The following is a 21,317-nucleotide window of genomic DNA, read 5'->3' as shown; positions in this document are numbered from 1 at the left end:
ATGGGGCGTATCATCTGCTGCGGCCTTGGGCCTGGCGATCCCGACCTGATGAGCGTGCGCGCCGATCGCGAGGTGCGCGCGGCCAGGCATGTTGCCTATTTCCGCAAGAGAGGCCGTCCAGGCCAGGCGCGGCGCATCGTCGAGGGCATGCTTGCGGCCGATGTCACCGAGTATCCGATGGAATATCCGGTCACGACGGAGATTGCCTTCGACAGCCCGGAATATGTGCGCCTGCTCGCCGGATTCTACGATGAGTGGGTCGAGCGGCTGGCGCGGCTGGCGCGCGCGGTCGACGTCGTCGTGCTCTGCGAGGGCGATCCTTACTTCTATGGCTCCTTCATGCATCTGCACGCACGCCTGCAGGGGCGCGTCGAGATCGAGGTGATCGCGGGCATTCCCGGCATGGCCGGCTGCTGGAACGCGGTCGGCCAGCCGATCGCGCTCGGCGACGACGTGACGACGGTCCTGATGGGCACGCTCGCGGAGAGCGAGCTTGAGCAGCGCATGTGCAATTCCGATGCGCTCGTGATCATGAAGACCGGGCGCAATTTGCAGAAGGTACGCCGTGCGCTCGCCTCCGCCGGCAGGCTGGACGATGCCTGGCTGGTCGAGCGTGGCACCATGCCGGGCGAGCGTGTCGCGCGGCTCGCCGAGACGGACGAATCCGACTGCCCTTATTTTGCGATCGTGCTGGTACATGGGCGGGGACGGCGCATGGACGCCGGCGAATGACGGGAACGCTGACCATTGCGGGACTTGGGCCCGGAGACGAGGCGCTGGTGACGCCGGAAGTCTCCGCAGTGCTCGCGGCTGCGACCGACGTGGTGGGCTACGCGCCCTATGTCGCGCGCGTCTCTCCCCGTGATGGGCTCACGCTGCATCCATCCGACAATCGCGTGGAGCTTCAGCGCGCGAGCGAAGCCCTGCGGCTTGCGTCCGAAGGACGGCAGGTCGTCGTGGTGTCCTCGGGAGATCCCGGCGTGTTCGCGATGGCGTCGGCCGTGTTCGAGGCGCTTGAACAAGCCCCGCAATGGCGAGAGCTTCCGATCCGCGTGCTACCCGGTGTGACCGCAATGCTGGCCGCGGCGGCGCGCGCGGGCGCGCCGCTCGGCCATGATTTCTGCGCGATCAATCTCTCCGACAATCTGAAGCCGTGGGCGGCGATCGAAAAGCGCCTGCGGCTCGCTGCCGAGGCCGATTTCGCGATGGCGCTCTACAATCCGCGCTCGGCGAGCCGGCCGGAAGGCTTTCGCCGCGCGCTCGCGGTGTTGAAGGAGGCCGGCTGCGGCGAGCGTCTGGTGATCTTCGCCCGCGCGATCAGTGCGCCGGACGAGCGGATCGAGACGGTCACGCTGAACGAGGCGACGCCTGAGATGGCGGACATGCGCACGCTCGTCATCGTCGGCAATTCGCTGACGCGCCGTGTCGGCCGCTGGGTCTATGCGCCGAGGCAGGCACCATGACCGAGCCACGCCAAGACCTCGGCCACACTCTCCACCTGCAGCCGCTCGGGCAGTTGCGGCCGGGCGATCATGATGACGGGCAAGCCGAGCGCGCGTGCCGCGTCGATCTTGGCGCGAGCGCCATCGCCGCCGGAATTGCGGGCGATGATCCATGCGATACGGCGCGATCGCAGCAGCTCCAGTTCGTCCTCGAAGGTGAACGGGCCGCGCGATACGATGATTTCGGCTTCGAACGGCAGCGCGCCCTCGGGCGGATCCACGAACCTGAGCGTATAGGCATGCTGCGGTTTCTCGCCGAACGGGGCGATATGCTGGCGGCCGATCGCGAGGAAGACGTGCGCCGGCGTCTCGGGCAGGGCCGCGACCGCGGCAGCGAGATCCGCGACCTCGATCCAGTGATCACCAGGGGCTTTAGCCCAGGGCGCACGCTCGAGCGCGATCAGGGGCGTCTCCGTTTCCGTACAGGCCGTGACCGCGTTGCGGCTCATCTCCGCTGCAAAGGGATGGGTGGCGTCGACGACATGCGTGATGCCCTCTTGCCGGATGTAATTCGCAAGTCCGCTCACGCCGCCAAAGCCGCCAGCGCGGATCGGCAGCGGCTGTCCGGCGGGCGCGCGGGTGCGGCCGCCGTAGGAATAGATCGCATCGACGCCGGCGCGCGCGATCTCCGCGGCGAGCGTATTCGCATCACTCGTTCCGCCCAGAATGAGGGCGCGCGTCATGGCTGATCCCTGGCTGACCATCATCGGTATCGGCGAAGATGGCCTCGCTGGCCTCTCCGAGGCAAGCCGAAAGGCGCTTGCCAGGGCCGAGACCGTGTTCGGCGGCGAGCGCCATCTTGCGCTGGCAGGCATAACCGATCGTGGTCGCCCGTGGCCAGTGCCGTTCGATGCAGATGTCGTGCTGGGCTGCCGCGGCCGGCCCACCGCGGTGCTTGCGTCCGGCGATCCATTCTGGCACGGCGCCGGCGCGAGCCTCGCCGAGAGGCTGGAGGCGGGTGAGTGGATCGCGCATTCCGCGCCGTCGACGTTCTCGCTCGCCGCGGCGAGGTTGGGCTGGCGGTTGGAGAATGTTGTCTGTCTCGGATTGCACGCCGCGCCGTTCGAGCGCCTGGTGCCGCATCTCGCAAATAGCACGCGCGTCATTTGCCTCGTGCGCGACGGCAAGGCGGCCGGCGATCTCGCGAGCTGGCTGACGGAACGAGGCTGGGGTGCTTCAAAGCTGTGGGTGCTCACGGCGCTCGGCGGCCCGCGCGAAAACGTCAGAGCGCATCGTGCAAACAGCTTCGCGGCGGAATCCGGCGACGGCCCGGTCACCGTCGCGCTGGAGGCGAGGGGATCGCGGGGCATTGCGCGCAGCTCGGGGCTTGCGGACGATCTCTTCGCGCATGACGGCCAGATCACCAAGCGGCCGATACGTGCGCTGGCCTTGTCCGCGCTGGCGCCGCGGCCGGGCGAACGGCTCTGGGACATCGGCGCGGGCTCCGGCTCGATCTCGGTCGAATGGGCCTTGTGCGGCGGCGCGGCGATTGCGGTCGAGGCGCGCGCGGATCGCGCCGCGAACATCCGCAGCAACGCCGCTTCTTTTGGATTGGCGCACCGGATCGCGGTGGTCGTGGGAGTTGCGCCCGGCGCAACGGCGGGCCTGGAGACGCCTGATGCCGTGTTCATCGGCGGCGGCCTCGACGCCGCGATGTTCGATGCCGTCTGGTCGCGAATTGCCACGGGCACGCGGCTGGTTGCTCATGCCGTGACGCTGGAGACGGAAACGTTGCTGGTGGAGCTGAACCAGCGCCATGGCGGCGAATTGATGCGGGTCGAGATCGCACATGCGGGTCCGTTGGGGCGCTATCGTTCCTGGGAGGCGGCGCGGCCGGTCGTGCAATGGAGCGTGGTGCGATGAAGGTCGCAGGGCTCGGCTTCAAGCACGACGTTAGCCTCGCCGCGCTGCGCGAGGCCCTTCTCGCCGCGGGCGGCGTGGAAGGTCTCACGGCCGTTGCAACGGTCAGCGACAAGGCGGACAGCGCGGCGCTGAAGTTGCTGGCGGGCGAATTCAACGTGCCGATCAAGGCCATTTCCGCCGACATGCTCGCCGGCATCGCGACGCCGACGCAGTCAGAGCTCATCCAGGAAAAATTCGGTACCGGATCGGTGGCGGAAGCCGTCGCGCTCGCAGCAGCGGGCCGCGACGCGCGGCTGATTGCGACGCGCGTGGTCTCGCAGGACCGGACCGCGACGGCGGCGATTGCGGAAGGAGACGGCGAATGACCGTGCATTTCATTGGGGCAGGGCCGGGCGCCGCCGATCTCCTCACCTTGCGCGGGCGCGACCTGATCGCGGCCTCACCAGTGTGCCTCTATGCGGGCTCGCTCGTGCCCGAAGGCGTTCTGGCGCATTGCCCGAAGGGCGCGCGGATCGTCAACACGGCGCCGCTGTCGCTCGACGAGATCATCGCCGAGATCGCCAACGCGCATGCGAAAGGGAAGGATGTAGCGCGGCTGCATTCGGGCGACCTGTCGATCTGGTCGGCGATGGGTGAGCAATTGCGCCGCCTGCGCGCGCTCGGCATTCCCTTCACCGTCACGCCCGGCGTGCCTTCGTTCTCCGCTGCAGCCGCAGCGCTGGAGGCCGAGCTGACGCTGCCGGGGCTTGCGCAATCGGTGGTGCTAACGCGCACACCGGGGCGCGCGAGCGCGATGCCCGAGGGCGAGAAGCTCGCCGCCTTTGCCACGACCGGCGCGGTGCTCGCAATCCATCTCTCGATCCATCTGCTCGACAAGGTCGTCGCCGAGCTGACGCCGCATTATGGCGCGGACTGCCCGGTGGCGATCGTCTGGCGCGCGAGCTGGCCGGACCAGCGCATCGTGCGCGCGACGCTCGCCACGCTCGATGCGGCCGTCGGCGCCGAGCTCGAGCGCACCGCGCTCATCCTGGTCGGCAAAACACTCGGCTCGGAGGAGTTTTCCGAGAGCCGCCTTTATGCGGCCGACTACGACCGCCGCTACCGGCCGGTTGGTCCTGCGCCGCGCTTTCCGGAGGCATCGTGATGGCGGCAGGTCTCGTCATCTCGGCGCCGGCTTCTGGCGTCGGCAAGACGACGCTGACGCTGGCGCTCGCACGCGCCTATCGCGATCGCGGACTCAGTGTGCAGTGCTTCAAGAGCGGCCCCGACTATATCGATCCTGCCTTTCATGCGGCCGCCACGGGACGCCCCTCGGTCAACATCGATAGCTGGGCGATGGATCGCGCGACCATTGAACATTTCGTCAGCCGTGGTGCGAACGCCGATCTCGTACTGGCCGAGGGCTCGATGGGCCTGTTCGACGGCGTCGCTGCGCGCGGTGTCTCGGGGACGGGGGCGACGGCCGACCTCGCGGAGATGATGGGCTGGCCGGTGCTCCTGGTGATCGATCCGTCCGGCCAGGCCCAGACGGCCGCCGCGATTGCCGCGGGACTGCGCGATTTTCGCGCCGGTGTGCGGCTTGCCGGCGTCGTGCTCAATCGCGTCGCGAGCCCGCGACATGAGGATCTGGTGCGACGCGCATTGAATGATGCCGGCATTGCCGTGTTCGGCGCGCTGCCGCGCCATGCCGAGATCAGCCTGCCGAAGCGGCATCTCGGCCTGGTGCAGGCCGAGGAGCAGGCGGAGATCGGCGCCCTGATCGCCGAGGCTGCGCGTTTCGTCAGCTCGCATGTCGATCTCGATGCCGTTCTGGGCGCGGCGTCGGCATGGTCGGCGCGTCCAGCCACGAATAGGCTCAACGTCACGCCGCCAGGCCAGCGCATTGCGCTGGCGCGCGATGCCGCATTCTCCTTCGTCTATCCGCATATGCTGGAGGCCTGGCGCGCCGCCGGTGCGGAGATCCTGCCGTTCTCGCCACTCGCCGACGAAGGACCTGATCCGAGCGCCGATATCTGCTGGCTGCCCGGCGGCTACCCCGAATTGCACGCCGGCCGGCTCGCCGCGAATGCGCGCTTTCGCGAGCACTTGCGCGCATTCGCCGAGACGCGGCCGGTCCATGGCGAATGCGGCGGCTACATGGTGATGGGCGCGGCCTTGACCGACGCCGATGGTGCGCGGCACGAGATGCTTGGCCTGTTGGGTCTGGAGACGAGCTTTGCCAAGCGTCGTATGCATCTCGGCTATCGGCTGGCCGAGCTCGCGGCACCGATGCCGGGCCATCATCCGGGCGTCCGCCTGCGCGGTCATGAATTCCACTATTCGACGATTCTCGCGCAGCCCGATACGCCGCTTGCAATCGTGCGTGACGCGACAGGGGCGACCGTCGCGGAGACCGGATCGCGACGCGGACATGCGACAGGGACTTTCTTTCACCTGATTGCGGAGGACCGGTGAGCGGCTTCGTCTCCTTCATCTCCGCCGGTCCCGGCGATCCCGAGCTCTTGACGCTCAAGGGCGCCGCGCGGCTGCGCGAGGCCGACGTCGTGCTCTATGACGATCTCGCCTCCGGCGCGATCCTCGAGCTTGCCCGGCCCGGCGCCAATCTCGTGGCAGTCGGAAAACGCGCCGGCCGGCCCTCGACCAAGCAGCAGCACGTCAACCGCCTGCTGGTCGATTATGCCGCGACCGGCGCGCGCGTGGTGCGGCTGAAATCCGGCGATGCCGGCATCTTCGGCCGGCTCGAGGAGGAGATCGAGACGCTTCGGGCGGCCGGGATCGGCTACGAGATCGTGCCCGGCGTCACCTCGGCCTGCGTTGCGGCGGCCCAAGCCGGCATTCCCCTGACCCGGCGGAACACCGCGCGCCGGGTGCAGTTCGTGACCGGGGCCGATGTGACCGGGCAGCTTCCGCAAAATCTGAACTGGGCGGCGCTGGCCGATCCGGATGCCACGACGGTGGTCTATATGGGCCGGCGCACGTTTCCGGCCCTGGCCTCGAAGCTGATCGCGCAAGGTCTTTCGCCGGAAACCCCGGCGCTGTTTGCGGAATCCCTGGGCCGCGCCGATGAGCGGCTGGTCCGCACGACCATCGCGAAACTCGCCGAAGAACTCGCGCAGGCCGCGCCCGCGACCACGGCCGCCGTCATCCTGTTTGGCGCGCTGGCGGGAGAATCGTCGTGATGATGTCCGCAGCCGTCGTTCCACCCTTGACGCCCGGCTTGCGAAAGAGGCACACAAGAGGGGCATGGTGCTCGATGCGGCGCAAAGCGCCGGAGCATAATCGGGAATGGGGGTGGGCGGACCCAGTTGCGGCGCCCCAAACCCCAGCCGCCCCCGCGACTGTAAGCGGTGAGGGCCTCCGATCCGCCACTGGGCCGCAAGGCCCGGGAAGGCCGGAGATCCCCTTCGATCCGCGAGCCAGGAGACCGGCCCTGCACGTTTGGACGCCAAGGCCGTCGGGTGTGACGGCAGGAAGGACTTGAACCATGCATATCGAACCGGGAATCGTGACGGGCGCCAAGCTCGTGTTGAGTTACGCAACCGGCATCGCCGCCGGCGGCGTCGCGCTGAAGCTCGCGGCCGAGACCGTGCGCGAGCAGGGCATCAGCTCGTTTGCGGTACGGACGGCTGCCACGACCGCGCTGGTCTTCACTTTCTTCGAAATCCTGCCGCACTTCCCGGTCGGGGTGTCCGAGGTGCACTTCATTCTCGGTTCGACCTTGTTCCTGCTGTTCGGCGCAGCGCCGGCGGCCTTGGGACTGGCGCTCGGCCTGTTGCTGCAAGGCCTGTTCTTCGTGCCGACCGACCTGCCGCAATACGGCATGAACGTCACCACGCTGCTGGTGCCGCTGTTCGCCATCCAGGCGCTCGCGACCCGCATCATTCCCCGCAACACGGCCTATGTCGACCTGCAGTATCGTCAGGCGCTGGCGCTCTCGACGGCGTATCAGTCCGGCATCATCGCCTGGGTTGCGTTCTGGGCCATCTACGGCGCGGGCTTTGGTGCTGCGAACCTCGCCAACATCGCGACCTTTGCCGCATCCTATGCGCTGGTCATCGTGATCGAGCCGCTCGCCGATCTCGCGGTGCTGGCGCTGGCGAAGTCGCTGCGCGGCGTTACCGCGCCCGGCCTCGTCACCCCGCGCCTGCACAACGCGGCGCAGGGATGATTTGAAGGGCGGCCGTCATGGTCGCCCTTCACACTCGTGATGCTCACGCTCTCCCTGATAGGTATCGGTTGCGGCGATCCCGAGCAGCTCACGCTCGCCGCGATCCGTGCCATCAACGCGGCCGACCTTGTCCTGATTCCGCGCAAGGGGACGCAGAAGTCCGATCTCGCCGACCTGCGGCGGATGATTTGCGCCGATGTGCTCACCAGCAAAGAGACGCGTATCGCGGAGTTCGACCTGCCGGTGCGTGACGCCGGCGAGGCCGACTACCGCAAGGGCGTCGATGACTGGCATGATGCGGTCGCGGCGACGTGGTCGGAGGCGATCGCGGCCCATCTCGGACGTGATGGCCGCGTTGCGCTGCTGATCTGGGGCGATCCGTCGCTCTATGACTCCTCTTTGCGGATCGCGCGACGGCTTGATCCTTCGCCCGCGATCGAAGTCGTCCCCGGCATCACCTCGATCCAGGCGCTATGCGCGGCGCATGCGCTGCCGCTGAACGATATCGGCGAGCCTTTCCTGGTGACGACAGGGCGGCGACTGCGCGAAGGCGGCTGGCCGCAAGGCGCCGACACCGTGGTGGTGATGCTCGACGGCGGCACGGCGTTTCAGTCGCTCGATCCGGAAGGCCTGCAGATCTGGTGGGGCGCCTATCTCGGCATGCCCGACCAGGTCGTCATGTCGGGTGCGTTGGCCGAGATCGGCCCGCGCATCGTCGCGCTACGCCAGGAGGCGCGCGAACGGCACGGCTGGATCATGGACAGCTACATTCTCAAACGCAGTGCGTGACGCGACCGCGGTCGTGTGAACGGAGGACGACATGCTCCCCAATTGGGTCTACGAGAAATGCCCGGGTATCTCCACCGCGCACCGCGAGGCCGCGGTGGCGCGGCAGGCGCAATTGACCAAGCCGACTGGCGCGCTCGGCCGGCTCGAGCAGGTCGCGATCGACCTTGCGGGTCTGCAGGAGACGGAGCAGCCGCGCGCCGCGCGCGTGCCGATCATCGTGTTTGCCGGCGATCACGGCATCGTTGCCCAGGGTGTCTCGGCCTATCCGCAGGAAGTCACGATCGCGATGATGTCGAACTTCGCAGCGGGCGGCGCTGCGATCTCGGTGCTGGCGCGTGAACTGGGCTCAAGTCTCGAGGTCGTCGATGCCGGCTCGCTGGCGCAGTCGGAGGTCGCGGGGATCGTCGCGGACAAGCCGCGCTGCGGCACCCGCGATTTCAGCGTGGAAGCTGCGCTGGAGCCGGCGGAGCTGGCATTTGCGTTCGAATGCGGACAGCGCGCGGTGGCGCGCGCGGCGGCGAAGCAGCCTGATCTCCTCATCCTCGGCGAGATGGGCATCGGCAATACCACGACGTCGGCGGCGATCGCGGCGAGCCTGCTTGGCGTGAGCGCCGACGAGATCGCCGGCAGCGGCACCGGTGTCGATGCCGCCGGGCGTGCACGCAAGGCGCGCGTGATCGACGCTGCGCTTGCGCGGCATGGCCTGACGAAGGCGAGTGCATCGCCCGAGCAAACGCTCCGCACGGTCGGCGGCCTCGAAATCGCGGCGATCTGTGGCGCGATCATCGCGGCGGCGCAGCGGCGCATCCCAACGCTGATCGACGGCTTCATCGTGTCGGTTGCCGCGCTGGCGGCCATGCGCCTCAATCCGTCATGCCAGCCGTTCCTGCTGCCGTCGCACCAGTCGGCGGAGCAGGGCCATCGCCTGGTGCTTCGTGCGCTCAACGTTCAGCCGCTGGTCAGCCTCGATCTCAGGCTCGGGGAGGGATCGGGTGCCGCGATCGCGCTGCCGCTGGTGCGGCTTGCCTGCGCCCTGCACAATGGCATGGCGACATTCGCGCAGGCCAATGTTCCGGATCGTCCGGCTTGATAGGGCTCAAGCGATCGTTTGATTGACCGAGACGACGCGCCAGCCGGCTGCCAGCCGGTCGATGCGGGTGAGCGAGAGCGGATCGATCGCAAAGCGCAGCGCTGCCCGTGGCGCGAGGTCGAGCGCGACGCACAGCGCGGCGCGGATGGTGCCGGAATGGACGATCAGGATCGCTGATCCTCTTTCGATGTGGCAGAGGCCCTCGCGGGTTCTGGCGATCTGATCTTCAAAGCTTTCGCCGCCCGGGGGCTTTGAGCCGGCCGGATCTGCCCAGAATTCGGCATAGGCCTCAGCGTCCGCAGCGGCGAGATCATCGTGGCGTCGTCCGGTCCATTCGCCAAAATCCTGCTCGCTGAAGGCGGGCACGAGAATCGGATCAAGTCCGAGTGCGCGCGCCGTATCGACGGTCCGTCGCGCCGGGCTCGCGTAGCTCGCGGCCTCCTGCGGCAGGCGCCGTCGTAGCGCGTCCAATCGCGTCCGGTCGCCGAGATCGGCCGGCGCGTCCAACGCGTGGATCGTTCCCGCGACGCCGTCGACGACCGCGTGTCTGACCAACCAGAGGAAGGTGTCTCCTTCCATTCAACATCTCCACAGACGTTTGCTCCGCTGCGACAAGAACGCCGCACCTCTTCACATTGACTCCGTGCCGGACTTAATCCTAGATGCTCGTGACGGTTTCCCCATCCGGGGATGAAAAGGGAATGCGGTGCGGGGATTTTCCCCAATGCCGCGGCTGCCCCCGCAACTGTAAGCGGTGAATCCTTCGCCACAAGCCACTGGGCTCTCGGTCCCGGGAAGGCGGCGAAGAGGTCACGACCCGCGAGCCAGGAGACCTGCCGTCAGCCGTGGTCACACGCGAAGATGTCGGTCGGGGAGTACAGACATTTGGCTTTGCCGGAGGCGAGAAACGCGCTGAAGGTTGAGACTTGGTTCGCTGTGACGTGCCACTGACGTCATACCGAGGTTCGAACCATGTCTTCCGTCCGTGCGGTCTACCCGCGCAAATTCCTGCTCGCGTCCAGCATTCTTACGTCATTTGCCTTCGATATCCCCGCAGCCTTGGCGCAAGCGACCCGCGAACAATTGCCGCCGATCGAGGTCGCCCCGCAGGGCGGCCAGAACCGCAAGCCGGTAACCAGCCGTGACGGGCAGGGCACCCGCCGTGCGGCGCCGAAGAGAGCAGCAACCGCCGCGCCGGCGCAAAAGCCCGTCGCACAAAACGCGGCGCAGACGCCGCTAAACACCAATGTGGTGGCCGAAAGCGCCTCGCGCCTGGGGCTGACCGTGCGCGAGGTGCCCGCGACCATCGAGGTGATCTCGGCCAAGACGATCCGCGAGCAGGGCTACCGGACCGTTTCGGATGTCGCCCAAGGCGCGGTCGGCGTGACGGCCGGCGACAACCCGGCCGAGCCCTCGGCTTTCTCGATGTGCGGCTTCACCAACAGCCAGATCAACATTCTCTACAATGGCATCAATATCGGCCCGCAGAACATGACGTCGCGCATCATGGACACGGCCAATCTCTCGGCGATCGAATTTGTGAAAGGGCCGGCGTCGCTGATGTCGGGCGAGGGCGCCACCGGCGGCGCGGTCAATCTCGTGACCAAGCAGCCGCACACCGGACCGGTCCAGAACGAGGCATTCTTTTCGTACGACTCCCTCAACTCGTTCCGCAGCTATTACGGCTCCGGCGGCAGCACCAATGTGCAGGGCCTCGACTACCGCTTCGACGTCAGCCGCTCCTCGCTCAACGGGTTTGCCGACGATACCAACACTAAAACGCTCGACGTGTCGGGCCAGCTCAACTACCGCATCTCCGACAATCTCAAGATCTGGGGCGCGATCGAGTACCGGGAGGATCGCTCCAAGGCCTATTGGGGTGTGCCGCTGGTGCCGGTCGCCTATAGCGGGTCGCATGCCACGACCGGCATTGTCTCCGGCAGCTACGTCTCGAACTACAATGGGTCGAATCTCGGTCCCGTCACGATCGACGACCGCACCTTCAACACCAACTACAATGTGCTCGACAATCGCAACGTGGCGCAGGAGGTGTGGCTGCGCGGCGGCTTCGAGCTCAAGCTCGCACAAGGCTTGACCCTGAAGAGCCAGGCCTACGGCTATGGCGCGGAACGTAGTTGGTTCAACAACGAGGTCGAGGCGTTCAACGCCAATTCGAACCTGGTCGATCGCGAGCGCTTCTATGTCGCGCACAGCCAGCGGCTGGTCGGCAACATCACCGATCTGACCTGGGATACGAATATCGCAGGGTTTGACAATCGCTTGGTGACGACCTTTGCCGCCAGCGATCTCGATTTCGTCCGGCCGGGCGCCGCGAATTTCCCGCATGATCTCGTTACGTTGGTCGATCCCGCGCGTGGTTATTATGGCCTGCTCACGACGCAGCAGCAGACGGCGCGGATCGACAACGAGGCGCTGTCATTCGAGGATCGGCTGAAGATCACCCGAAACTTCGCGCTGATCGGCGGGCTGCGTGTCGAGCATATCGGGCTCGACCGCAATTCGACCAACGTCAGCGGTCTGGAGAAGGCGGGCTTCCCGTTCTCGAAAGACTGGGCGCCGGTGACCGGCCGCATCGGCTACACCTGGGAAGCGGTGCCCGGCCTGACCTTCTTCAGCCAGTACGCGACCGGCGCCGATGTCTCGGCCAACAACATCTTCCTACTCGCGCCCACCCAACCTCTCGATCTGACGACCTCACGCACCTATGAGACCGGCGTCAAGCATCTGTTCTGGGACAACAGGGCTGAGTGGTCGTTCTCGGTCTACGACATCCTGCGCAAGAACGTCTACGCAGCCGCCGGCGGCATGCAGCTCAACATTGCCGGGCGGCAGGAGTCCAAGGGCGTTGAGCTCGCCGGTGCCGTGCGCGTGACGGACGCCCTGCGGCTGTGGGGCAATATCGCCTATGTCGACGCGCGCTATGCCAACTACGACTTCGCCGGCGGCTCGTTCTCTGGCAATACGCCGCCGAACGTGCCGCGCATCGTCGCCAATGCCGGCGCATCCTACCGGTTCTTCACGCCTTTCTTCATGTCTTGGCCGGTGGAGCTCGGTGTCGTCGGACGTCACGTCGGCGATCGCTACAATACCGATGCAAACACGGTGACGCTGAACGCCTACACGATCGCGGACGTCTACGCCTTCGTCGACATCCCGAAATCGGTGTTCTCCGCCGTCGAGCAGACGCGCCTGACGTTCCGCGTGCGCAACATCACCGACAAACGCTATGCGATCTGGGGCGATCCGTTCTACCCCGACCAGGTCCTGTTGGGCGCACCGCGCACCTACGAGATCTCCGCCGCATTCAAGTGGTGAGGCACTGATAGCATGCTGGGCGCGATGATCCTGTTGCACCGCTGGCTCGGGATCGCATTCTGCCTCCTGTTTGCGATGTGGTTCGCAAGCGGGATCGTGATGCACTTCGTTCCGTTTCTCTCGCTCAGTGAAGCGGAGCGCTTCGAGGGTCTCGCACCATTAGGAAATATGGGCACGGCGATCGGGCCATCGGACGCCGTCGTAGCGAGCGGACTGTCTGACACCGCTCGCGTGCGGCTGATCCGGCGGAGCGACGGTCCCGTCTACGTCGTCGCGCGGGCGTCGCGGTTGCGAGCGATCCGCACAACGGACGGCACCGACGCCGCCGTGACGTCGCCGGACGTTGCACTTGCCATCGCGATCGATCACGCGCGCCGGCGCGGGCTTGCTGTTGCCCGCGCGTCAGTCGTCGCGCTTGCCGAGTACGATCAATGGAGCGTGCCCAACGGCTTCGACCGGCATCGGCCGTTGTTCCGCGTGGCACTCGACGACGCCGATGGGACGGAGCTCTACGTGTCGTCGGTCACGGGCGAGATCGTGTTGGATACGAGGCGACGTGAGCGCGGGTGGAATCTCGTCGGCAGCGTCGTGCACTGGATCTATCCGACTGTGCTGAGGCGCAACTGGTCGCTGTGGGATGGGGTGGTCTGGAGCCTCTCTCTGCTCGCATTGATCGCAGCCGTGCTTGGCGCAGCACTTGGCATCGCGCGGATCAGGGTTCGGGAAGGGCGAATGCGCTCACCCTATCTCGGATGGCATGCCCTGCATCACGTCATCGGACTGCTGGCGACAACTTTCGTGGTGACCTGGATCTTCAGCGGCTGGCTGTCCATGGACCATGGGCGCCTGTTCTCGCGCGGGCAGTTGACGCAGGTCGAGGCGGACATCGCCGCTGCCGTGCCTGACTGGCGCACGCTGGCAGAGGTGAACTGGCCGCTGGTCTCGCCGTCCGCCCGCGAGGTCGAATGGTTCGCTTTCAATGGGAGATTGTATCGGCGGGATCGCGTCGGTCTCGACCAGCAGATCCTGTTCAGGGCAGGCGGCGCAGCATCGGATGACCCATCGGCATTTCTAACCCCACGCGACATCATTGGACTGACGGAGCGCCTTGCGACCGGGTGCGGCCGTCCATCGCTCGTCCAGGGGAACGATGACTACCCGGCATCATCTGTGCAGCCAGGTGGTCCCGTCTATCGCACGAGATGCGGCGACGTCTGGTTCGACATCGACGGTGCAAGCGGGGTGACGCTGCAACGACTGGATCGGTCGCGACGGGCTTATCGCTGGCTGTACGGCGCGCTGCACACGCTGGATTTGCCTATCCTGCTGAAGCATCCGCATGCGCGCAGCATCTTGATCGTCGGCTTGTGTGCCCTGGGCTTCCTGTTCTCACTCACCGGCATTGTCATCGGCTGGCGCCGATTGCGTTACACAATCGGCGCCGGGATGTTGCGGCCGTGACAGACCTCACGCGCTCGCGACTTCGTTGCGGCGTGAGCCGTCGGACAATCCCTCCTCCGCCAGCCATTCGCGCGTCAGATTGACGTCGAGCTGGGAGAGTTGATGGCCGACCGGCAAGACGCGGACCTCCACGCGCGCGCCTGACGTGGCGAGAGTCTTGGCAAGGCCCTCGATATTGCCGGGCGGAACGATCGGATCATGCTGGCCGGAGAGCAGCAGCACCGACTTGCCGGCGAGGTCAGCTTGCGGAGGCTCTGCCAGCGGTGCCATTGCGCGCAACAGCAGGGCACCGCGCAGGGTTTGCGGCCGAAGCAGCAGCATGGCGGCTGCGATGTTGGCGCCGTTGGAATAGCCGAGCGCTACTGGTGCCGCGACCTCGTACGCCTTGCGCGCGGCATCGATGAAGTCGGCGAGCTCATGTGAGCGGCGCACGACGTCCGCCTCGTCGAACACGCCCTCGGCAAGTCGCCGGAAGAAGCGCGGTGCGCCGCCTTCGAGCACCTGACCGCGCACCGATAGCAGCGCGCGGTCGGGGGCGACCATGCGGCCAAGTGGGATCAGATCGTTCTCGTCGCCGCCGGTACCGTGCAGGAGCAGCAGCGGCGCGAGATCGCGCCGCGTGCCCTTCTCGAAGCGGTGGATGAAAGAGAGCTTGCTCATCACGCCGCCTCTGCATCGTCCAACGGGGCCAGCACGCCTTCGATGTCCTTGCGGTGCGGCTCCAGGAAGGGCGGCAGCTTCAACGCCTCGCCCAACGTTGCGAGCGGCTCGTCCACGGCAAAGCCCGGAATGTCGGTCGCGATCTCGAACAGGATGCCGCCGGGCTCGCGGAAGTAGATCGAGCGGAAGTAGTTGCGGTCCTTCTGTTCGGTCGGCTGCATGCCGTGCTCATTCACGAGCTTGCGCGCCATCTCCGCTTCACTCGCATCGTCGGCGGCGCGGAAGGCGATATGATGCACGGAGCCGCGACCCATGCGGCCGGGCAGAAAGCCCTTGGCCTCGTAGATATCGACGATGCCGCCGACTGCGTTCGGCGAACGATAGCGGCTGATCGAACCTTCGCGGCCGGCGGCCTCGAAGCCGAGCACATTGGTCAGGATGGCGCCGGTCTTCGCCGCATCATCGAGCAGCAGTGTCACGCCGTGAAAGCCGCGGATCGCGTGCTCGGCCGGGACGTCACTACTGCTCCAGGCGGGCTCGTTCTCGGCACCGGGGACGCCGACCAAAGCGAGGCTCATGCCATCAGGGTCGGTGAAGGAGAGCACGCTCTCGCCAAAGCGCTTCTCCAGCGCCTCGTGCGCGACACCCTTCTCGATGAAGCGATGGGTCCAGTAGCCGATCGAGCGCGCCGGCACGCGGAAGGCGGTTTGCTGGGTCTGGCCGACGCCGCCCCGGCCCGGTGCCGCATGCTCCCAGGGGAAGAAGGTGAGGATGGTGCCGGGCGTGCCGCTCTCGTCGCCATAATAGAAGTGATAGGTGCCGGGATCGTCGAAATTCACGGTCTTCTTGACCAGCCGCAGGCCCAGAAGATCTCGATAGAACTTCAGGTTCCGCAGCGGGTTACCGGAAATCGCGGTGACGTGGTGAAGGCCGGCCATAGCTTGTCTCCATTGCCTGTGAGCCTGTCGGCTCGTCATGCCGGAAATATTGTTCTGCCCCATTTCAAAGACAATCTGGCCATTCATGGCATCACTGTCTATGAATCGGAGACAATCGGACGGTGATCGGAATGGACAAGCTGGCAAGCCTGCGGACCTTCGCGAAGGTGGTCGAACTCGGCAGCTTTTCCGAAGCGGGCCGGGCGCTGCGCCTGTCGCGCTCCGCGGTGAGCAAATATGTCGGCGAGCTCGAGGACGAGCTAGGCGTGCAGCTGTTAAACCGCACCACGCGCCGCGTCAGCCCGACCGAAAACGGCCAGGCCTATTTCGAGCGCGTGCTCGGGATCATCGGCGAGCTCGAGGCCGCGGACCAGGCCGTCACCCAGTCGCAGGCGGCACCGCGCGGATTGCTGCGGGTCAATGCGCCGATGTCGTTCGGTACGCTTCGGCTCGGACCGGCAATCGCCGAGTTCATGCAGCGCTATCCGGAGCTTCGCATCCAGCTCGTGCTGAGCGACGAGAATGTCGATCCGCTCCAGGACGGCCTCGATGTCACCTTGCGCATTGCCGACCTGGAGTCGTCGAGCCTGATCGCGCGCAAGATCGTGCCGATCGCCCGTGTGATCTGTGCCTCACCCGACTACTTCCAAAGGCACGGCGTGCCAACGCATCCCAACGATTTGCGCGATCACAACTGCCTCACTTACGGATTCCTCTCCACCGGCAATCAATGGAAGCTGTCGGGCAAGGATGGCGATCACTGGATCCAGCCGTCCTGGACGCTATGCGTCAACAATGCCGAAGTGCTGCGCGATGCCGCGGTCGCCGCGCGGGGGATCGCCTTGCTTCCGGTCTTCATCGGCGAGGACGCATTGCAGACGGGGCGCCTGCGGACCTGTCTCGATGACTATCATGCGCCGCCGCTGGCGCTCTACGCGCTCTATCCGCCGACGCGCCATCTCGCACTCAAGGTGCGTCTGTTCATCGATTTTCTGGTGGAACGGTTCGAGGGCTGATACGCCGGGCGGGTTTCGGTGCAATGCAGCGGGTGATGGCTCGTAGCAGAGCGACGGTCGTGCGCCAAGTTTGCTTAACGAGTGCCGACGCTGCCCGCGCTCGGCGTCCGTCAGAAGGCGCGCCCGTTGAGGCGGGCTACACGCCGGCGAGCAGGACGATCGCGGCCATCAGCATCGTAACGCCGAGCGCCGGGAAGACAAGTGATGCGGTTTCGCTGCTCATGCTACTAACTTACTGAATTCGTTTCGCTTCGCTAGATATACAATGGCATAGCCGAGCGTGCTGAATGGTTCAGCCTATTCGACCTGAACGTCGGGGACGGAGGGCAATGCGGGCTGATCGAGCGCTTCCCTCGTCATGGGGTGCCCGCTACACTCCTCGGTCGAAGCTCGTGTCAGGGTACGCTTGTGACGGAGCCCAAGGACAAGGATCAACCCGCGACAGTGGTCGTGATCGACGACGATCCGAGCATAAGGCAATCGCTTGGAAATCTGCTGCGGTCGGCGGGATTCCGGGTCAGCCTGATGGGTTCGGTCAGCGAGTTTCTGGATGCGGGGCGACCGGAAGGACCGACCTGCCTGGTGCTCGATGTGCGTCTCCCCGGACAGAGCGGACTCGAGCTGCAGCGCGAGCTCGGCACCGGCAAGCGGCAGTTGCCGATCATCTTCATCACCGGCCATGCCGATATCCCGATGTCCGTTCAGGCGATGAAGGGCGGCGCAATCGAATTCCTGACAAAGCCATTTCGCGAGCAGGATCTGCTCGATGCGATCCAGCTCGGCCACGCCCGCGACCGGGCATGGCTCGAGCAGGAGAAGATCGCCGCCGAGCTGAAGGCCCGCTTCGAAACATTGACGCCGCGGGAGCGCGAAGTCATGGCGCTGGTGGTGAGCGGCCGACTGAACAAGCAGATCGCGGCCGAGCTTGGCCTCAGCGAGATCACCGTCAAGGTTCATCGCGGCCAGGTGATGCGAAAGATGCACGCGAAGTCGCTGCCCGAGCTGTCGCGCATGGCCGACCGGGTTTTTCTTGCGTTGGGGAAGCCGGACGGCAGCGGCAAGGTGGCCTGAGGGTCAGCAGGCCGCTTCAGGCCAAGGCATCATGACAAGGCATCATGAATGGCTCTGAGCAGATCGTCATCGTTGAACGGCTTGGTGAGCAGGCGACGCACGCCGTTCTGCTCGGCGCGAGCACGAACATGGTCGCTCGGGTAGGCGGTTATCACGATCGTGGGGATCAAATTTCCCTGGCCGAGCAGCGTCTGATGCAGATCAAGTCCGCTCATGTTCGGCATATTGGCGTCGACGACCAGGCAACCAACCTGATCCATATTCGCGGAGCGCAGAAACTCCTCCGCAGACGCAAAGACCTGCGCAGGAACACCAATGGAGCGCAGCAACCCGCCAACTGCGGTACGAACCGAGTTGTCGTCGTCTACGATCGCAACGAGTCGTCCTGCATGGGGCACTTGCACGATCCGCAATCCCGAAAACGGGCATCGTCGGGACGACAACGATGATCCCGACCGTTGATAGGAGCTTAGGTCCAACCGCCAATCGCGGCGACTATACAGATGTATACTCGGCCGCTGCCGGCTTGCCGGCACTTCGCTCGCGCAGGAATCGCTGGAGCATGATCCGGACCCGAAGGGCCGCGTTTAGTGCAAAGTGTGAAGCGGTTTTCCCTCGCGACAAACGCGGAACGCGTTTGCGCGGAGTTCATGCTTAAACAATAACCTAAAGCGCGATGATGATTCATCCCAATCTCATCGCGCTTCAAGGCGCGAGCCGGGCCAGCGTGCCGGCTTGTGCCGCGGCGATGGCATCGGCTGCATCCTCGGGGAGGAGCAGGCGGTCGTCGACCATTCGCACGCTTGCCGCCTTGACTGCGGCCACATAAGCATCCGGCGTGGGATAGAGCTCCTCGATCGAGGGGCGGGGATCGCGGGCGGCGAGGCGCTCTGCGCGCGTGCCGGCGAACGCCAGCGTACCGCCCATCTGGGTACACAGCGTCTGCGCCCCGTCTGCCCCGGCGATCGCATTCCATCCGGTGTAGGTCGCGCGAGCCGCAGCAAGCAACGGCAGCCGGACGCCGGCCAGCGCGTTGCCATCAGCGCCGGCGCGCGGCAGATAGAGCGGGTATTCGCCGTGCACCTTCGGCAATGGAGCTGCCTGTTCGATTGCCTGCGCACGCGCATATTGGGCGCGATAGCCGAGGCCTGGGATCGGCACCGGATAGACATCGTCGGCTGTTGCAAGCGTATTCTGCGCGAGTGTCGGGTAGCGGCTTGCGGGCGGAGGCACGTCTTCGGTGATCCACGCGCGCAAATCGGTCAGCAGCGCACGGAAGGCCGGGCCGCCATAGACGGGATTGAGCGGCAGCGTGCAAGTCGGTCTATGGGTGACGACGGCGCTCGCGATATTGCCGTGTGGGCTGCCTGCGACCATGTAGAGACGCACCTCGGGCGGTGGCTCCAGATTGCGGCCGCGCGTGTCGGTGACGAGCAGGCTCGCTTCGGACCCCCAGAACTCGAACTCGGAGTCGATCTGCATGATGCGCGGACAGCTGTTGGTCTGGCTGCAGCGGAGCAACAGCCCGTCGCGCCGGCCAGTGTAGACATCCTCCGTGACGGCATAGGTGAAGGGGAAGCGCAGCACGGGATAGAGCCGGTCGAACTCCGGGCCCGGATTGCGGCCAGGCTCGGCGAAGCGGTCGTTGGTGAAGCTTCGCCGCGCGCCTGGAATGATCGGCATCATCGCCTCGAACACCAGACGTCCGGCTTCGTCCCCGTTCATTCCGTAATAAAGCACGTCGCGAAGCACGCGGCCGGACTGCGAGATGCCGAGCCCGATCGCCCGCGAGATGCCGCTTTGGCCGTCGGCCGCGAGCGGATCGGTCGGACCGCGCTCGCGCCGCAGGAAAGCGGTGACGTCGCGGATCGCGGCGAGACCCATGCCGGTCACCTTGGGATCGCGCGCCGTGTAGGTCAGCTCGTACAGCGCATCCGGGATAAGGCCGGGCGGGCGCGTGATCTCGATCGTCGTGTCGTTGATGAAGGTGAACTTGAGCTCTGGCGGTGTTTGCCGCGGATCGTCAGCGCGGGCGTGCACCGACAATTGCGCGCTGGCCCGCTCCGCGACGGGATAGCTCAGTGTCGCGCGATGCGGGCTGGTCGTGTCGCCGAAGCTCCACTCCTCGCGGACCGGCCCGGTGATCCCTGTAACGACCGGCACCTGTAGGCCAAGCATGCCGGCGCCCGTGGGTGCATCCGCCTGCCAGCCGGCCCAGACCAGCGTGTAGCCTTGCGACAGCAGGAAGCCGCGGCCGGCGTCGTCGGCTTGATCGAGACGGATACTTCCCTGGATCGAGCTGTTGTCGAACCAGGCTGAGATCAGCCTGCGCCCGCGGTTCGGTATTTCGAACAGCAGGATGCCGTTCGGATGGGCAGGACGGAGGATGACGACGTCGCTGGTGGCCTCCACCTTGCCGTCGCCATTGCGCGGCGCGCGGTCGAGATCGGCGATCACGGCGTTGTGGGGATTGGCCGGATCGAGCGCGATGGTGGCGCTGGCCGAGATCTTCTCGACCTGACCGGCGGGGCCGAAGCTGCGGCCTTGCAGGGCTGAGGTGGTGCGATCGAGGACGTTGAACCGTGTGACCTCTGCGCTGGCGGGCGCAGAGCAGGCGAGGGCAATCAGCCCGCTCAACAGAGCGGCGCAGCGTTCCATGTCGTGTCTCCTCCCAGAGTCAGGACATGATGAGTAGAGCGCGGCAGGTGTGATCTGGCAAGCCGCGCGCGAGCGTCGCTCTCAGAGCGAGCTGCCGCCGCAGATCACGAGTTGCTGCCCGGTGATTGCACTTGCTTCCGCCGAGAGCAGGAACGCGACGCTGGCAGCGACTTCCTCGGGGCGAATGAAGCGGCCGATCGGCGGCAACTTGGGCGTCACATTGGCGCGCGTCGGATCGTTTAGCATCGGCGTTTCGGTCGCGGCGGGTGCAACGACGTTGACCGTGATGCCGCGTGGGGCGAGCTCGGCCGCCCATGAACGCGCGAGCGCAACCAGCGCCGCTTTCGTCGCAGCATATTGTCCCCGGCCGGATGCGCCCGATGCGGTCCGGCTGCCGATGAAGACGATACGCCCGCCCTCGGGCAGGCGCGGCGCCAGCGCATTGGCGAGGCGCTCGGCGACATCGACATGCAGCCGCCACATCGCGGCGCCGTCGTCATGGTTGAGCGCGCCAAGCTGGCCGACCCTGAGAACGCCTGCGGCATGAACGAGAGCCGTCGGTGCGATGCCTGCGACGGCAGGCGCAATGGCATCGACGTCGCCGAGATCAAGCGACAGATAATCAAACGCCGGATGGTCGAAGGGCGCGGGGCGGCGACTGATGCCGGTGACACGCCAGCCGTCGCGCAGCAGGCGTTCGACGATCGCGGCGCCGATCCCTGAACTCGCGCCTGTGACGAGCGCGTGGGGCCGCCCTCGCATCAT

The 21,317-nt window shown here is 66.1% G+C and carries 21 protein-coding genes and 2 riboswitches; of the genes, 14 read left to right on the top strand and 7 right to left on the bottom strand.

The window, feature by feature from the left end; genetic code table 11:
- Together NLM33_RS11065 and cobJ are read left to right on the top strand one after the other, a co-directional pair.
- On the top strand, positions 1 to 732 hold the full coding sequence (locus NLM33_RS11065) for a precorrin-2 C(20)-methyltransferase (protein ID WP_254096079.1): 732 nt from the start codon (positions 1 to 3) through the stop codon (positions 730 to 732).
- Positions 729 to 1,463: a precorrin-3B C(17)-methyltransferase gene (gene cobJ, locus NLM33_RS11060; RefSeq protein WP_254096078.1), complete on the top strand. Its 735-nt coding sequence runs from the start codon at positions 729 to 731 to the stop codon at positions 1,461 to 1,463. Before NLM33_RS11065 ends, cobJ begins: the two co-directional genes overlap by 4 nt.
- Here the strand turns inward: cobJ and NLM33_RS11055 are convergent.
- Positions 1,439 to 2,185: a cobalt-precorrin-6A reductase gene (locus tag NLM33_RS11055; RefSeq protein WP_254096077.1), complete on the bottom strand. Its 747-nt coding sequence runs from the start codon at positions 2,183 to 2,185 to the stop codon at positions 1,439 to 1,441. The two genes, cobJ and NLM33_RS11055, sit on opposite strands and share 25 nt — an antisense overlap.
- Between NLM33_RS11055 and cbiE the strand changes: the two genes are divergently transcribed.
- The 8 genes from cbiE to cobT all read left to right on the top strand — a co-directional run bounded on the left by cbiE (position 2,184) and on the right by cobT (position 9,412).
- Positions 2,184 to 3,365 carry a precorrin-6y C5,15-methyltransferase (decarboxylating) subunit CbiE gene (cbiE, locus tag NLM33_RS11050; protein WP_254096076.1) on the top strand — a complete coding sequence of 394 codons (1,182 nt, stop codon included), beginning with the start codon at positions 2,184 to 2,186 and terminating at the stop codon, positions 3,363 to 3,365. The two genes, NLM33_RS11055 and cbiE, sit on opposite strands and share 2 nt — an antisense overlap.
- On the top strand, positions 3,362 to 3,730 hold the full coding sequence (locus tag NLM33_RS11045; RefSeq protein WP_254096075.1) for a cobalamin biosynthesis protein: 369 nt from the start codon (positions 3,362 to 3,364) through the stop codon (positions 3,728 to 3,730). Before cbiE ends, NLM33_RS11045 begins: the two co-directional genes overlap by 4 nt.
- The gene (gene cobM / locus NLM33_RS11040) at positions 3,727 to 4,509 is read left to right on the top strand and encodes a precorrin-4 C(11)-methyltransferase (RefSeq protein ID WP_254096074.1); all 783 of its coding nucleotides are present in this window, start codon (positions 3,727 to 3,729) and stop codon (positions 4,507 to 4,509) included. The genes NLM33_RS11045 and cobM overlap by 4 nt, the downstream gene beginning before the upstream one ends.
- On the top strand, positions 4,509 to 5,819 hold the full coding sequence (locus NLM33_RS11035; RefSeq protein WP_254096073.1) for a cobyrinate a,c-diamide synthase: 1,311 nt from the start codon (positions 4,509 to 4,511) through the stop codon (positions 5,817 to 5,819). The genes cobM and NLM33_RS11035 overlap by 1 nt, the downstream gene beginning before the upstream one ends.
- Positions 5,816 to 6,544 carry a uroporphyrinogen-III C-methyltransferase gene (gene cobA / locus NLM33_RS11030; RefSeq protein ID WP_254096072.1) on the top strand — a complete coding sequence of 243 codons (729 nt, stop codon included), beginning with the start codon at positions 5,816 to 5,818 and terminating at the stop codon, positions 6,542 to 6,544. Before NLM33_RS11035 ends, cobA begins: the two co-directional genes overlap by 4 nt.
- A 48-nt stretch (positions 6,545 to 6,592) precedes the next feature.
- Positions 6,593 to 6,813, top strand: a riboswitch (cobalamin riboswitch).
- Between the two features lie 36 nt (positions 6,814 to 6,849).
- Positions 6,850 to 7,533: an energy-coupling factor ABC transporter permease gene (locus tag NLM33_RS11025; RefSeq protein ID WP_254096071.1), complete on the top strand. Its 684-nt coding sequence runs from the start codon at positions 6,850 to 6,852 to the stop codon at positions 7,531 to 7,533.
- Between the two features lie 39 nt (positions 7,534 to 7,572).
- On the top strand, positions 7,573 to 8,322 hold the full coding sequence (gene cobF, locus NLM33_RS11020; protein WP_254096070.1) for a precorrin-6A synthase (deacetylating): 750 nt from the start codon (positions 7,573 to 7,575) through the stop codon (positions 8,320 to 8,322).
- A 31-nt stretch (positions 8,323 to 8,353) separates the two neighbouring features.
- Positions 8,354 to 9,412: a nicotinate-nucleotide--dimethylbenzimidazole phosphoribosyltransferase gene (cobT, locus tag NLM33_RS11015; protein WP_254096069.1), complete on the top strand. Its 1,059-nt coding sequence runs from the start codon at positions 8,354 to 8,356 to the stop codon at positions 9,410 to 9,412.
- A gap of 6 nt (positions 9,413 to 9,418) precedes the next feature.
- Here cobT and NLM33_RS11010 read toward each other — a convergent pair whose 3' ends face one another.
- Entirely contained in the window at positions 9,419 to 9,991 is a 573-nt protein-coding gene (locus tag NLM33_RS11010) for a histidine phosphatase family protein (protein WP_254096068.1), read from the bottom strand.
- A gap of 76 nt (positions 9,992 to 10,067) precedes the next feature.
- A riboswitch (cobalamin riboswitch) is annotated at positions 10,068 to 10,268 on the top strand.
- 116 nt (positions 10,269 to 10,384) lie between these two features.
- On the opposite strand from NLM33_RS11010, the gene NLM33_RS11005 reads away from it, so the two are divergent.
- Together NLM33_RS11005 and NLM33_RS11000 are read left to right on the top strand one after the other, a co-directional pair.
- A complete protein-coding gene (locus tag NLM33_RS11005; RefSeq protein WP_254096067.1) occupies positions 10,385 to 12,748 on the top strand; it encodes a TonB-dependent siderophore receptor in 2,364 nt (787 codons plus the stop codon).
- Positions 12,749 to 12,760: 12 nt separating this feature from the next.
- The gene (locus NLM33_RS11000) at positions 12,761 to 14,209 is read left to right on the top strand and encodes a PepSY domain-containing protein (protein WP_254096066.1); all 1,449 of its coding nucleotides are present in this window, start codon (positions 12,761 to 12,763) and stop codon (positions 14,207 to 14,209) included.
- 6 nt (positions 14,210 to 14,215) lie between these two features.
- On the opposite strand, the gene NLM33_RS10995 is transcribed toward NLM33_RS11000, so the two are convergent.
- Positions 14,216 to 14,869 carry an alpha/beta hydrolase gene (locus tag NLM33_RS10995; protein WP_254096065.1) on the bottom strand — a complete coding sequence of 218 codons (654 nt, stop codon included), beginning with the start codon at positions 14,867 to 14,869 and terminating at the stop codon, positions 14,216 to 14,218.
- The gene (locus tag NLM33_RS10990) at positions 14,869 to 15,807 is read right to left on the bottom strand and encodes a ring-cleaving dioxygenase (protein WP_254096064.1); all 939 of its coding nucleotides are present in this window, start codon (positions 15,805 to 15,807) and stop codon (positions 14,869 to 14,871) included. Before NLM33_RS10990 ends, NLM33_RS10995 begins: the two co-directional genes overlap by 1 nt.
- Positions 15,808 to 15,938: 131 nt before the next feature.
- On the opposite strand from NLM33_RS10990, the gene NLM33_RS10985 reads away from it, so the two are divergent.
- Together NLM33_RS10985 and NLM33_RS10980 are read left to right on the top strand one after the other, a co-directional pair.
- Positions 15,939 to 16,823: a LysR family transcriptional regulator gene (locus NLM33_RS10985; protein WP_254096063.1), complete on the top strand. Its 885-nt coding sequence runs from the start codon at positions 15,939 to 15,941 to the stop codon at positions 16,821 to 16,823.
- A 408-nt stretch (positions 16,824 to 17,231) separates the two neighbouring features.
- The gene (locus NLM33_RS10980) at positions 17,232 to 17,894 is read left to right on the top strand and encodes a response regulator transcription factor (RefSeq protein WP_254096062.1); all 663 of its coding nucleotides are present in this window, start codon (positions 17,232 to 17,234) and stop codon (positions 17,892 to 17,894) included.
- 29 nt (positions 17,895 to 17,923) lie between these two features.
- Here NLM33_RS10980 and NLM33_RS10975 read toward each other — a convergent pair whose 3' ends face one another.
- The 3 genes from NLM33_RS10975 to NLM33_RS10965 form a co-directional block, all read right to left on the bottom strand.
- Complete coding sequence (locus NLM33_RS10975) at positions 17,924 to 18,298, bottom strand: response regulator transcription factor (protein WP_254096061.1); 375 nt, start codon at positions 18,296 to 18,298, stop codon at positions 17,924 to 17,926.
- A 301-nt stretch (positions 18,299 to 18,599) separates the two neighbouring features.
- Positions 18,600 to 20,552 (bottom strand): alpha/beta hydrolase domain-containing protein, encoded by a 1,953-nt coding sequence (locus NLM33_RS10970; protein ID WP_254096060.1) that lies wholly within the window; start codon positions 20,550 to 20,552, stop codon positions 18,600 to 18,602.
- A gap of 81 nt (positions 20,553 to 20,633) precedes the next feature.
- Positions 20,634 to 21,317: an SDR family NAD(P)-dependent oxidoreductase gene (locus tag NLM33_RS10965; protein ID WP_371929930.1), complete on the bottom strand. Its 684-nt coding sequence runs from the start codon at positions 21,315 to 21,317 to the stop codon at positions 20,634 to 20,636.

Source organism: Bradyrhizobium sp. CCGUVB1N3 (assembly GCF_024199925.1).
Taxonomy (GTDB): domain Bacteria; phylum Pseudomonadota; class Alphaproteobacteria; order Rhizobiales; family Xanthobacteraceae; genus Bradyrhizobium.
Note: the sequence above shows the minus strand (reverse complement) of the source record. Positions and strands in the feature narration are given on the sequence as shown.